Origin of the sequence: Allobosea sp. RCC_152_1, from assembly GCF_041360765.1 — a bacterium.
Taxonomy (GTDB): domain Bacteria; phylum Pseudomonadota; class Alphaproteobacteria; order Rhizobiales; family Beijerinckiaceae; genus Allobosea; species Allobosea spartocytisi.
On sequence record NZ_JBFUPU010000001.1, the window covers coordinates 200906 to 214439 of the forward strand.

The following is a 13534-nucleotide window of genomic DNA, read 5'->3' on the forward strand; positions in this document are numbered from 1 at the left end:
GCATTCAGGCGCGCGAGGCTAAGTCATGACGATGATGCCGGTCGAACCCCTCCTTGCCTTTGCGCTTCTGGCTTCCTCGCCGGCCCCTATCGTTCGCATCGACGACCAAGCGCCGATTTCCTGTCTTTCCTCCGACGAGATGCGCGACGCCGTCGCCGATGGCAGGGTGATCCAGCCCGCCGAGGCCTCCCGCCACGCGCGCCATGCGGCGCCGGGCGAGGTGGTTCGCATTCGTCTCTGTCGGCAAGGCGAGGAATTCGTGTATGTCGTGACGACGTTGAAGCGTGATGGCAAGGTCGCCCGCGTGACGCTGGAGGGACAATCCGGCAAGGTGGCCACCATCCGCTGACACCGGCCGGATAAACCCGCAAACGGGAGCGAACAGACCGTGAGACTGCTCGTCGTCGAGGACGACAAGGACCTCAACCGCCAGATCGTGACGGCGCTTGAGAATGCGGGCTATGCCGTCGACAAGGCTTTCGACGGCGAGGAGGGGCTCTATCTCGGCGAGACCGAGCCTTATGACGCCGTCATCCTCGACCTTGGCCTGCCCAAGGTCGATGGCGTCGCGGTGCTGCAGGGCTGGCGCCGGGCGGGCAAGACCATGCCGGTGCTGATCCTGACGGCACGCGACCGCTGGAGCGACAAGGTCGGCGGATTCGACGCCGGCGCCGACGACTATGTCGTCAAACCCTTCCATGTCGAGGAGCTGCTGGCGCGGGTGCGCGCTTTGCTGCGCAGGGCCGCCGGCCATGCCACCTCCGAGCTCGTCTGCGGGCCGGTTAGGCTCGATACGCGGGCGAGCCGCGTCGTCGTCGACGGCAACCCGGTGAAGCTGACCTCCCACGAATACCGGCTGCTCTCCTATCTGATGCACCATCAGGGCAGGGTGGTTTCGCGCACCGAGCTGGTCGAGCATCTCTACGATCAGGATTTCGACCGCGACTCCAACACCATCGAGGTTTTCGTCGGCCGATTGCGCAAGAAGCTCGGCGTCGAGATCATCGAGACCGTCCGCGGGCTCGGCTATATCGCCGCCGCTCCGGAAAAGGTCTGATCCCGGCACATGCCGTTCAAATCCCATCGCTATTCGCTGGGAGCGCGGCTGTTTCTCTCGGCGGCATTCTGCTGCATCCTGATCCTGGTCGTCGCCGGCCTCAGCCTCACCGCCTTTTATCGCCGTTCGGCCGAGCGCGGCTTCGACGAGCGGCTTTCGGTCTACATCAAGCAGCTCGTTGCCGATCTCGCCGCGCCACCGGAGACCGAGCGCCAGACGATCGGCGACCTCGGCGAGCCGCGCTTCGATCTCCCGTTGACCGGCTGGTACTGGCAGATCACGCGGCTCGACGGCGACCGGCCGAACGTCCGCTCCTCCCGCTCGCTGGTCGGAGGGCAACTGCCCAAGCTGCTCGATCAAGGACTTGCACCCAATAGCCGTGGCCTGCGCGAAAGCTATGTCTCCGGCCCCGACGACCGCATGCTGCGGGTTCTCGAACGCGAGATCGATGTCGGCGAGGACGGCCGCTTCACCGTCGCCGTCGCCGCTCCGGCGGACGAGATCGAGGGCGACATCCAGGATTTCCGCCTGGCGTTGACGATGACCTTCGTGCTGCTGGGCCTGATCCTGGTCGCTTCGACGCTGGTGCAGGTCCGCTTCGGCCTGCGCCCGCTCGTTCGGCTGCGCGCTGCCGTCGGTGCCGTCAGGACGGGCGAGAACCCGCGCATCGTCGGTGACTATCCCCCGGACCTTGCGCCGCTCGCCGGCGAGCTCAACCAGCTCATCGACACCAACCAGGAGATTCTGGAGCGGGCCCGCACGCAGGTCGGCAATCTCGCCCATGCCCTCAAGACCCCGCTCAGCGTGATGATGAACGATGCCGAGGCTGGGGTGGGCGAGGCGCATCTGGCGCAGACCGTGAGGACGCAAGCCGCCGTGATGCGCGACCAGGTCCAGTACTATCTCGATCGCGCGCGGGCGGCGGCGCTTTCGGGGGCGCTCGGCGGCGTGACCGAGGTGGCGCCTTCGCTCGAAGCGCTGCTGCGGACCTTCATGAAGATCTCCCAGGAGCGCGCCATCCAGGGCAGCCACTCCGTGCCCGCCCGGTTGCGCTTTCGCGGCGAGAAGCAGGATTTCGAGGAGATGCTCGGCAACCTGCTCGACAACGCCTTCAAATGGGCCGATGCCAAGGTCGAGGTCTCGCTGGAGGCCGGCACGGGCAGTCCCGGCAAGTCCATGGCGCTGCTCATCGACGACGACGGCTCCGGACTGCCGGAGGAGGCGATGGCCGAGGTGATCAAGCGCGGCCGCAGGCTCGACGAAACGACGCCCGGCTCTGGTCTCGGCCTGTCGATCGTGGTCGATCTCGCCAAGCTTTATGGCGGCGATCTGACGTTGTATCGCTCACCGCTCGGCGGCTTGCGGGCACGCCTGGCTCTCCCCGCCGTGTAGCGCGAGGGGGTCGCGTGACCCTTTGTCACCATGAACCGGACGGGCCAATTGGTTAAGAACACCCGATGATGATCTGGGCGGTCTTTGCGGTGATGACGGGAGCGGCGATTTTCGCCCTGCTCTGGCCGCTGAGTCGCGGGCAGGTTCCGGGCTTCGCCGACACGGCCGACGCCAGAAGCCTCTATCGGTCGCAGCTTGGCGAGATCGACCGCGACATGGCCCGCGGCCTCATCGCTGCGGGCGAGGCGGAAGCGGCGCGGGCCGAGGCGGCGCGGCGCCTGCTGCGCGTGGCCGGAGACGAAGTCGCCCCGGCCGGCGAGACGGAGCCATCGCTGCGCCGCCGCCGCGCGAGTTCCGCGTTGATGCTCTCGGTCGTGCCCCTGCTCGCGCTGCTGATCTACGGCATCTACGGCTCGCCCGATAATCCCGACCAGCCGCTCGCGGCGCGCCTCGAGCAGGCTGGCCCGCAGCAGGACTTCGCCGTCGTCTTCGCACGCATGGAAGCGCATCTCGCCGCCAATCCGACCGACACGAAGGGCTGGTCGCTGATCGCGCCGATCTATCTCAGGCAGGGGCGTTATGACGACGCCGCCAATGCTTTTGCTGCGGCCATGCGCAACGGCAAGCCGGATCCCGATCTATTCTCCGGTCTCGGTGAAGCCCGCACGCTCGCTGCAGAAGGGGTCGTCACGGCCTCTGCCCGCGAAGCCTTTGCCGAGGCCGTGAAACGCGATCCGAAGAATGTACGGGCGCTGTATTATCTCGCTCTGGCCAAGGAACAGGACGGTGATGCGCCGGGCGCGATCGCCTCTCTCAACGAGCTTCTGGCCGGCGCGCCGCCCGATGCCAATTGGACGGCGCCGGTGCGCGACCGGCTGGCCCGGCTGGAGGCACAGGCGAAGGGCGACGCGATCGCGGCTTTGCCCGATGCCGAGCGCGCGCAGGCGATCAAGGGCATGGTGGACGGCCTCGCGCAACGGCTGAGCGCCGGTGGCGGGACGCTGGCCGATTGGTCGCGCCTGATCCGGGCGCGAGCGGCGCTTGGCGAGAAGGCCGAGGCGTCGCAAGCCGCCCGGACTGCGCGCGAAAGGTTGGGACAGGACGCCGCCGCCCTTGCGGCGCTCGACGCTCTGGCCGATGAGCTGGACCTGAAGGAGGTCAAGCCATGACGGCCGCCCAGACCACGCCGCTGCGCCCGCCGAAGCGGCGCATGACCCGCAAGCAGCGCCGCCTGACGATCATCGCGGCGGCCGGGGCCGTGCTCGCGCTCGCCGCCGGGCTGGTGCTCTTCGCCATGCGCGACACCATCGTCTTCTTCTACGGGCCGACCGAGATCGCCGAAAAGGGCGTCATGCCCGGCACGCGCATGCGGCTCGGCGGGCTGGTCGAGAACGGTTCCGTCCAGCGCGGGCCGGGCCAGCGTGTCGCCTTCGCGGTGACCGACGGCAAGAGCACCGTGAAGGTCAGCTATGATGGGCTTCTGCCGGACCTGTTCCGGGAAGGGCAGGGCGTCGTGACGGAAGGCGTCTTCGAGGGCGCCGGTCGCTTCAAGGCGGATTCGGTGCTCGCCAAGCATGACGAGACCTATATGCCGCGCGAAGTCGCCGACACCCTCAAGAAGCAGGGGCATTGGCAGGGCGAGGCCGGCGCGGCCGCGCCGGTGAAGCCGTGAGACCGGCATGATCGTCGAGATCGGACATTACGCGCTGGCTCTCGCATTCGGGGTCTCGGTCATCCAGGCCCTGGTGCCGTTCTGGGGGCTGTCGCGGCAGGACCGCGCGCTGGCCGCGGTCGGCGCGAGCGCCGCTCTCGTCAGCTTCGGACTGGTTGCCTTGTCCTTCGCGACGCTGGTCGCCTCCTATGTCCGCTCCGATTTCTCGGTCGCCAACGTCTTCGAGAATTCCCACTCCGCCCAGCCGCTGATCTACAAACTCACCTCCGTCTGGGGCAATCACGAGGGCTCGCTGCTCCTCTGGGTGCTGATCCTGACGTTGTTCGGTGCGCTGGTGGCCGTCTCGCACCGGTCATTGCCGCCGCGCCTGCGCGCCGGAGCCCTGGCGGCGCAGGGGCTGGTCGCAGCGGCCTTCCTTGCCTTCATGCTGTTCACCTCGAACCCGTTCCGGCGGCTCGTGCCGGCGCCGGCGGAAGGGCAGGACCTCAACCCCATCCTGCAGGACCTCGGCCTCGCGATCCATCCGCCGCTGCTCTATGTCGGCTATGTCGGCTTCTCGATGACCTATGCCTTCGCCGTCGCTGCCTTGATCGACGGGCGGATCGACGCGATGTGGGCGCGCGCCGTCAGGCCCTGGACATTGCTGGCCTGGGTCTTCCTGACACTCGGCATCGCGATGGGTTCCTATTGGGCCTATTACGAGCTCGGCTGGGGCGGCTGGTGGTTCTGGGACCCGGTCGAGAACGCCTCCTTCATGCCCTGGCTCGCCGGCACCGCCCTGATCCACTCGACCGTGGTGATGGAGAAGCGCGATGCGCTGAAGGTCTGGACGATCCTGCTCGCGATCCTGACCTTCTCGCTTTCCCTGCTCGGCACCTTCATCGTCCGCTCGGGCGTGCTGACCTCGGTCCACTCCTTCGCCACGGACCCGGCGCGCGGCCTGTTCATCCTGCTGATCCTGGTCTTTTTTGTCGGCGGTTCGCTCGCGCTCTTCGCCTGGCGTGCGCCGCTCCTGCGGCAAGGCGGCCTGTTTGCGCCTGTGTCACGCGAGAGCGCGCTCGTCGTGAACAACATCTTCCTCGCGACGGCCTGCGCCACCGTCTTCGTCGGGACGCTCTATCCGCTGGCGCTGGAGATGGCGACCGGCGACAAGATCTCGGTCGGGGCGCCGTTCTTCAACGCCACCTTCGTGCCGGTCATGGTGCCGCTGCTTCTGCTTCTGCCGATCGGTCAGTCGCTCGCCTGGAAGCGCGGCGACCTGCTCGGCGCGGCGCAGCGCAACGCGGTCGCTTGCGGCCTCGCGGTCGTCGCGGCGCTGTCGCTGATCGCCTTCACGCGCGGTGGCCCCGTGCTGGCGCCGCTGGGCGTCGGTCTCGGTGTTTTTCTGGTGCTCGGCGCCGGCTTCGACCTCGGCGAGCGCGTCGTCGCCCGGGCGAGCGGCTGGCCGGCGATGCTGTCGCGGGCGAAGGGCCTGCCGCGCTCGGCCTGGGGCACGGCGCTGGCGCATGCCGGCGTCGGGCTCAGCATCATCGGCATCGCGGCCGCGGCCTGGAGCAGCGAGGCCATCGCGGTGCTGAAACCCGGCGAGCGCCTGACCGCAGGGCGCTACACGGTCATGCTCGAATCCGTGGTGCCCCGGACCGGGCCGAATTTCCGGGCCGAGGTGGCGCGTTTCCAGCTTTTCTCGGGAGATCGCGAACTGGCGCCGCTGGAGGCCTCGAAGCGGGTCTACACGGCCCGCGCGATGCCGACGACGGAGGCCGGCATCCGCACGGACTGGCTGAGCCAGGCCTATGTCAGCCTCGGCGAGGCACAGGATGACGGCCTCGCCGTCAGGCTCTACGACAAGCCCCTGATCCTGCTGATCTGGATCGGCGCCATCGTCATGGCGCTGGGTGGAGGCCTGTCCCTCACCGACCGCCGCTTCCGCCTGGCGGCCCCGCGTCGCGCTGCCCCTGTCGCGGCCGCGCAGCCGGCGGAGTGAAGCCGATGCGCAGCCTGCTGCTTGCCCTGGCTTTTCTCTGCCTCGTCCAGCCGGCAGCCCACGCCGTCCAGCCCGACGAAGTCCTGAAGAATCCCGCCCTCGAGCAGCGCGCGCGAGAGATTTCGGGCGGTTTGCGTTGCCTGGTCTGCCAGAACCAGTCGATCGACGATTCCAATGCCCCGCTGGCGCGCGATCTGCGGCTCCTCGTCCGCGAGCGGCTCACCGCCGGCGACAGCGACAAGGCCGTGATCGACTTCGTCGTGGCGCGCTATGGCGAGTTCGTCCTGCTGCGCCCGCCATTCAACCTGCACACGCTCCTGCTCTGGACGGCGCCCTTCCTGATCCTCCTGGGCGGGGCGGCCTTCGTCTGGCGGCTCCGTCGCGTGGCCCCGCCCTCCGAGGCCGCTCCCCGCCTGACGGAAGAGGAACGGCAGCGCCTCGACCGGCTCCTGCAGGGCGAGCGGGATTGAGCCGAAGCCGGCCGCCAACCTTACGAAATCGTCATCTTCAGGCCAAAGCCACGTAAGGCGCCGGGCCTCATGGTCCTCGCCACGAGCAGGGAAAACCCTGTCGCTCCACGAGGTTCAAGCCATGACGACACAAATCACCCCGAAGAAGACCTTCCTGCGCCGCGGCGCCCTTCTGGCCGGGACTGCCATTCTCGGCATCGGCCTCGCTGCCGGCATCGCCGACCGCGCCTTCCTGCAGAACGACCTCGCTTTCGCGCAGCCAATCGAGCTCTCCGGCACCCAGACCCAGCTTCCTTCCTTCGCCGACCTCGTCGACAAGGTGAAGCCGGCCGTCGTCTCGGTGCGCGTCAAGACCGAGGTCGCCGCTGCCTCCGATCAGCAGAGCCTCGATGATCTGCCGCCGCAGCTGCGCCGCTTCTTCCGCGAATTCGGCGATCAGGAGGGCGGTCGCCAGAGCAAGCCCAAGCCGCAGATCGGCATGGCGCAGGGTTCCGGCTTCTTCGTCAGCCAGGACGGCTATGTCGTGACCAACAACCACGTCGTCGAGCATGCGGTCGACGTTCAGCTCGTCACCGATGCCGGCAAGACGCTGGAAGCCAAGGTCGTCGGCACCGATCCGCGCTCCGATCTCGCCCTGCTCAAGGTCAAGGACAGCGGTGACTTCCCCTATGTGAAGCTCTCCGACAGCAAGCCGCGTATCGGCGACTGGGTGCTGGCGATCGGCAATCCGTTCGGTCTCGGCGGCACGGTCACGGCCGGTATCGTCTCGGCCCAGGGTCGCGATATCGGCTCGGGTCCCTATGACGACTTCCTGCAGATCGATGCGCCGATCAACCGCGGCAATTCGGGCGGCCCGACCTTCAACGGCAACGGTGAGGTCGTCGGCGTCAACACCGCGATCTACTCGCCCTCGGGCGGCAATGTCGGCATCGCCTTCGCGATTCCCGCCTCGACCGTCAAGCAGGTCGTCGACCAGCTCAAGAAGGACGGCAAGGTGGCGCGCGGCTTCATCGGCGTGCAGATCCAGCCTGTCACCAGCGAGATGGCCGATGCGATCGGCTTGAAGGACGCCCAGGGCGCGCTCGTCGCCGAGGCGCAGGGCAATGGCCCGGCCGCCAAGGCGGGCATCCGCCGCGGTGACACGATCACGGCCCTCAACGGCGAGGCGGTCAAGGACGCCCGCGACCTGTCGCGCAAGATCGCGAATTTCGCGCCGGGCACCAAGGCCACGATCACCCTGTTCCGCGAAGGCAAGTCACGTGACGTGACCTTCGAGGTCGGCCGCCAGCCCGCGGCCTGAACGAGGCAGGCGGGTCCCTTCGGTTTCCTGTCGCCCCAGCCGAGGGACCAGCTGTCGCAGCGGCAGGCCGGATGCGTATCCTCCGGCCTGCCGTTTCTCGTTGTCGGACCCGTCGTGTTCGGGTCTGGGTCGGGTGCGTCTCCGTCCTGGCGGGGCGGTGCGGCCGCCGAGGCCCCCGCAACGGCATGGCGCCGCGTTCCCCGGATTGCCTCGTTGCCTTCGCAATGACGTGCAGCCTGCTCGGAGATTGGGCTACAATGTCCCCCATGCGACTCCTGATCGTAGAAGACGATGCCGAGGCTGCGGCCTATCTGACCAAGGCGTTCCGCGAGGTCGGCCATATCGCGGACCATGCCGCCGATGGCCTCGAGGGCTACGCCATGGCCGAGGGCGGCGGTTATGACGTGCTGGTCATCGACCGCATGCTGCCCCGGCTCGACGGCCTCTCCCTCATCCGCTCGCTGCGCGAGCAGAAGGACGAGACCCCGGCGCTCATCCTCTCGGCGCTGGCGCAGGTCGATGACCGGGTGAAGGGCCTGCGCGCCGGCGGCGACGACTATCTGCCGAAGCCCTACGCCTTCTCCGAATTGCTCGCTCGCGTCGAGGTGCTGGCGCGCCGCCGCGGCGCCCCTGCCTCCGAGCCCACGACCTATCGCGCCGGCGAGCTCGTGCTCGACCGGCTCGCCCACCGCGTCACGCGCGAGGGGCACGAGATCGTGCTGCAGCCGCGCGAGTTCCGCCTGCTCGAATATCTGATGAAGCATGCCGGACAGGTCGTCACCCGCACCATGCTGCTGGAGAATGTCTGGGACTATCATTTCGATCCCCAGACCAATGTCATCGACGTGCATGTGAGCCGCTTGCGCTCCAAGGTCGACAAGGGCTTCGAGCATGCGATGATCCATACCGTCCGTGGCGCGGGATACATGGTTCGTGACAGCGCGCATTGAGCCCACCCCGCGCAAGCGCCCGCACTTCCTGCCGACGTTGTTCCGCACGACGGCGTTCAAGCTGACGGCGGTCTACCTCCTCATCTTCGCGCTCTTCGCCGCCTTCGTGCTCGGCTATGTCGCCTGGAACGCGCAGCGCCTGCTGAACGACCAGATCCGCTCGACCATCGACGCCGAAATCCAGGGCCTGGCCGAGCAGGCGCGCCAGGGCGGCATCCGCCGGCTCGTGAACATCGTCGAGCGGCGTTCGCGCGCTCCGGGCGCCTCGCTCTATCTGGTCACGACGCCCGTCGGCGAGCGCGTTGCCGGCAATGTCGAGGCGATTCCGCCCGGCACGCTCGACAAGACCGGCGAGAGCGAGATCGACTACGCCCGCACGAGCGATGCGATCGACACGCCGAGCCATGCCATCGTCCGCGTCTTCGTGCTGCCGGGAGGCTTCCGCCTGCTCGTCGGCCGCGATGTCGAGGAGCGCGAGCGGCTTGGCACGGTGATCCGCCGGGCGATCGGCTGGTCGCTGGCGTTGATCTTCATCCTCGGCTGCTTCGCGAGCTGGTTCGTGGCGCGCCGCGTGCTCCGGCGCATCGACGACATGAGCGAGACGGCGCATGGCATCATGGAGGGCGACCTCAAGGGCCGGCTCGCCATCGCCGGCACCGGCGACGAGCTGGATCGGCTGGCGCTCAACCTCAACGCCATGCTCGACCGCATCGGCGAGCTGATGGCCGGCATGCAGCAGGTCACCGACAACATCGCTCACGACCTCAAGACGCCGCTGACCCGGCTTCGCAACAAGGCCGAGGAGGCGCTGCGCAGCGCCAAGTCGACCGATGCGTTGCGCGCCGCGCTCGACGGGGCGATCGAGGAGGCCGACAATCTCATCCGCGTCTTCAACGCGCTCCTGATGATTGCGCGGCTGGAAGCCGGCCGGATCAGCGACAACATGGACGATCTCGACCTTTCCGAGATCGTCTCGGGGGTCGCCGAGCTCTACGAGCCGCTGGCGGAGGAGGCGGGGCTGACGCTTGTCGGCGATGTCGCGCCCGGCCTCCATGTCTTCGGCAATCGCGAGCTGATCGGCCAGGCCCTCGCCAATCTCGTCGACAATGCCCTGAAATATGGCAGGCCGGAATCGGGTGGGGAAGCGGTTGTCACAGTCGCCGCCCGCCGCATGGACGCGGATATCGAGCTTTCGGTGTCCGATCACGGACCGGGCATTCCGGAGGAAGATCGTGGCCGCGTGCTCGACCGTTTCGTCAGGCTCGACGCCAGCCGCAGCCAGCCCGGCTTCGGGCTGGGGCTGTCGATGGTGGCCGGCGTCGTGCGCCTCCATGGCGGCCAGCTCAGGCTGGAGGACAATGCGCCGGGCTTGCGCACCGTCATCGCGCTGCCCGCCATCGCGCCCAAGCCGTCGGCAGGCGAGAGCAAGCCTGTGGAAACGCCGCCGCCATCCGACCCCGCCGTCTCGACAGCCGAGCCAAACCCTGCTGGCGTGCCGTCGCTTTAGGGGCTGCTGATTTCACATGAACCGCGCCGTCATCCCGGCCAAGCCGCGCTAGCGGCACCGATCCGGAATCCATCATAAGGCGTCGACGCTCTATGATGGATTCCGGGTCAAGCCCGGGATGACGGCGCGGTTCATGTGAAATCGAGGACATCGATCGCCATGCGTCCGGATGAGCGCTCGGCGGTTGCGGGGGAGTGCGTGGATATGACGGGGCAGCTCTGTGACAGGCTGGAGGCGGCGCCGGTCCTGCCGGCGAAGGCCAAGGCCGAGACGCTGCTCGCGCGCGAGCTGATCGAGCGCCTCCATGACGAAGCGGCGGCGGAAGCCCTGCAGGCGCATTTCGCCGCTCATCCGCGCTCGGTGGCGCTGGTGGCGGGTATCCTCGCCCATTCCCCCTTCCTCACCCAGGTGATGCGCTTCGATCCCGCCGGCCTGCTCGCCAGTTTGACGGAAGCGCCGGAGGCGCGTCGCGACATGCTTCTCGCCGGCATGGCCGCATTCGGTGCGGGCGGCTGCGAGACGGCCGATCTGATGCGAGAGTTACGCCGCTTCCGCCGCGCCATGGCGCTGCTGATCGCGCTCGCCGATATCGGCGGCGTCTGGGACGTTGAGACGGTGACGGCGGCGCTGACCGCCACCGCCGACATGGCCACGAAACTCGCCACCGACCACGTCCTGCGTCAGGCCGCCGATCTCGGCCGGATCAACCTCGCCGATCCCGCCAATCCCGGTCTCGGTTCCGGCCTCGTCGTCCTGGCGCTCGGCAAGCACGGCGCCGGCGAGCTGAACTACTCCTCCGACATCGACATCGTCGTGTTCTTCGATCCCGAGGCGGCGGAGGCGGCCGGCGTGGGCGAGCCGTCGAGTTTCTTCGTCAAGATCACTCAGCAGATCGCCCGCATCATCCAGGAGCGCACGCCGGACGGTTATGTCTTCCGCGTCGATCTGCGCCTGAGGCCGGACCCTGCCTCGACCCATGTCGCCGTCTCGCTGCCCTCGGCCTATTCCTATTACGAGACGGTCGGCCAGAACTGGGAACGCGCCGCCATGATCAAGGCGCGGCCCATCGCCGGCGACATCGCGCTCGGCCAGCGCTTCCTTGGCGATCTCGCCCCCTTCATCTGGCGCAAATATTTCGACTTCGCGACCATCGCCGACATCCATGCGATGAAGCGCCAGATCCAGACGGTGAAGGGCCACGAGACCATCGCCGTCGCCGGTCACAATGTGAAGCTCGGCCGCGGCGGCATCCGCGAGATCGAGTTCTTCGTCCAGACCCAGCAGCTCGTCTTCGGCGGCCGACGCCCGGCTCTGCGCGGCCCGCGCACGCTCGACATGCTCGGGGAATTGACGAACGAAGGCTGGATCACGCCGCAGGCGCGCGATGAGCTCTCGGAATCCTATCGCTGGCTGCGCACCGTCGAGCACCGTCTGCAGATGCGTGACGACGAGCAGACCCAGACCTTGCCCAAGGCCGCCGGCGAGCTCGACGCCTTCGCCCGCTTCTGCGGCTATGCCAATGCCGCGGCCTTCGGCAAGGCGCTGACCGCTCATGCGAAGCGCATCGAGGGGCACTACGCCCTGTTGTTCGAGGAGGGGCCGAGTCTTGCCGCCGAAGCCGGCACGCTGAGCTTCACCGGCTCGGAGCCCGATCCGGAGACCATGACCACGCTGGGCAAGCTCGGCTTCCGCGATGCCCTGACCGCGGCCGAGACGGTGCGCGGCTGGCATTTCGGCCGTCGCCCGGCCGTCACCAGCGCCCGCGCCCGCGAGGTGCTGACGGAGCTCACGCCGGCCCTGCTGGTCGCGCTCGGCCGCACTGCCGATCCCGATGGTGCGCTCGCCCATCTCGACAACGCCTTCGTCCGGATGCCGGCGGCCATCGAGCTGCTGACGCTATTGCGCTCGCATGATTCCCTGCTGACGCTTTTCGCGGAAATCCTCGGCAGCGCACCACGTCTCGCCAAGGTCGCGGCTTTGCACCCGCATGTTCTGGACGGCGTCATCGATCCGGCCTTCGGTCAGGCGGTGGTCGATGTCGCGGCGCTGGAAGGGCGCATCCGCAACTATGTCGGCTCGCCGCCGCCCAGCGTCGAGGACGGGCTCGACCGTTTGCGCGACGCGGCGCGGCAGGAGAATTTCCTGGTCGGCGCGCGGCTTCTTTCCGGCGTCTACCCGGCGCAAGGGGCGGGGCAGGCCTATTGCGCCGTGGCGGAAGCCTGCCTGCGCGTCGCCTTTGCCGATACGCGCACGGCCTTTGCGGCGGATCACGGGGTGATCGAAGGAGCCGAGACTGTCGTGCTCGGGCTTGGACGGCTCGGCGCGGGCGAACTGACGCCCTCATCCGATCTCGATCTGATCCTGCTATACGACCGGCCGGACGATGCCGGGCCAAGCGACGGCGCCAGGAGCCTCGATCCGGTGACCTGGCATGTCCGTTTCACCCAGCGCCTCGTCGCGGCGCTGACCGTGCCGACGCGGCGCGGCACGCTCTATCAGGTCGACATGCGCCTGCGCCCGACCGGCAACAAGAGCCCGGCTGCGACCCAGTTCGCCGGTTTCGAGAGCTATCATAGGGGCGAGGCCGAGATCTGGGAGGAGATGGCGCTGACGCGCGCCCGCGTCGTCGCCGGCGATGCCGGATTGGCAAGGCGCGCCGAAGCCTCGATCCGCGCGATCCTCTCCCGCAAGCGCGAGCCTGCCAAGGTCGCGGCCGCCGTCGCCGAGATGCGGGCGCTGATCGCCAGGGAAAAGGGCGAGAAGGACCCCTGGGATCTGAAGCTCGCCGCCGGCGGCATCACCGATCTCGACTTCCTCGCCCAGTTCCTGCTGCTCGCCTATGCCAGCGAGCATCCATCGCTGATCGTCAACGATACGGCGTCCGTCTTCGCAGCCGCGCGTGCTGCGGGATTGCTTTCGGAGGCCGATGCCTCGGCCCTGCTGGAGGCGCATCGCCTGATCGGCGACGTTCAGCTCTGGCAGCGCTTCACGGTCGAGGAAGCCTTCGACCCCAAGGCCGTGCCGGCCCGCGTGCTGCGGCGGATCGCGACGGCCGTCGGGCGGCCGGATGCCAAGGTGCTCAAGGCGGAGCTGGATGAGGTGAGGGGCGGCGTCCGGGCCATCTTCACCCGTGTGCTGGGGCAGGCGCGGGCCTAAGGCGTCATTCTCGGGCTCGCGCCTGCGGCATACCCAGGAATGAGGT

The 13534-nt window shown here is 68.2% G+C and carries 11 protein-coding genes; all 11 read left to right on the plus strand.

The annotated features are described in order from the left end of the window. Positions 1-25 precede the first annotated feature (25 nt). The 11 genes from AB6806_RS00935 (at position 26) to AB6806_RS00985 (ending at position 13488) form a co-directional block, all read left to right on the plus strand. Positions 26-349: a PepSY domain-containing protein gene (locus AB6806_RS00935; RefSeq protein ID WP_051987736.1), complete on the plus strand. Its 324-nt coding sequence runs from the start codon at positions 26-28 to the stop codon at positions 347-349. 39 nt (positions 350-388) lie between these two features. Next, positions 389-1057 (plus strand): response regulator transcription factor, encoded by a 669-nt coding sequence (locus tag AB6806_RS00940; RefSeq protein ID WP_038361444.1) that lies wholly within the window; start codon positions 389-391, stop codon positions 1055-1057. 9 nt (positions 1058-1066) lie between these two features. After that, entirely contained in the window at positions 1067-2449 is a 1383-nt protein-coding gene (locus tag AB6806_RS00945) for an ATP-binding protein (protein WP_038361447.1), read from the plus strand. A gap of 65 nt (positions 2450-2514) precedes the next feature. Next, positions 2515-3618 (plus strand): c-type cytochrome biogenesis protein CcmI, encoded by a 1104-nt coding sequence (gene ccmI / locus AB6806_RS00950; RefSeq protein WP_142020296.1) that lies wholly within the window; start codon positions 2515-2517, stop codon positions 3616-3618. Positions 3619-3659: 41 nt separating this feature from the next. Further along, positions 3660-4121 (plus strand): cytochrome c maturation protein CcmE, encoded by a 462-nt coding sequence (ccmE, locus tag AB6806_RS00955; RefSeq protein WP_133562605.1) that lies wholly within the window; start codon positions 3660-3662, stop codon positions 4119-4121. A gap of 7 nt (positions 4122-4128) precedes the next feature. Next, positions 4129-6105, plus strand: coding sequence for a heme lyase CcmF/NrfE family subunit (locus AB6806_RS00960; protein ID WP_370953922.1), 1977 nt, complete (start codon positions 4129-4131; stop codon positions 6103-6105). 5 nt (positions 6106-6110) lie between these two features. Beyond that, positions 6111-6575 (plus strand): cytochrome c-type biogenesis protein, encoded by a 465-nt coding sequence (locus AB6806_RS00965; protein ID WP_142020297.1) that lies wholly within the window; start codon positions 6111-6113, stop codon positions 6573-6575. Between the two features lie 121 nt (positions 6576-6696). Further along, positions 6697-7875: a trypsin-like peptidase domain-containing protein gene (locus tag AB6806_RS00970; protein ID WP_112763437.1), complete on the plus strand. Its 1179-nt coding sequence runs from the start codon at positions 6697-6699 to the stop codon at positions 7873-7875. 266 nt (positions 7876-8141) lie between these two features. After that, positions 8142-8825: a response regulator transcription factor gene (locus AB6806_RS00975; RefSeq protein ID WP_038361458.1), complete on the plus strand. Its 684-nt coding sequence runs from the start codon at positions 8142-8144 to the stop codon at positions 8823-8825. Next, positions 8809-10332: a sensor histidine kinase gene (locus tag AB6806_RS00980; protein WP_370953924.1), complete on the plus strand. Its 1524-nt coding sequence runs from the start codon at positions 8809-8811 to the stop codon at positions 10330-10332. Before AB6806_RS00975 ends, AB6806_RS00980 begins: the two co-directional genes overlap by 17 nt. Before the next feature lie 204 nt (positions 10333-10536). Next, on the plus strand, positions 10537-13488 hold the full coding sequence (locus AB6806_RS00985) for a bifunctional [glutamine synthetase] adenylyltransferase/[glutamine synthetase]-adenylyl-L-tyrosine phosphorylase (protein ID WP_142020298.1): 2952 nt from the start codon (positions 10537-10539) through the stop codon (positions 13486-13488). Positions 13489-13534: the final 46 nt, after the last annotated feature.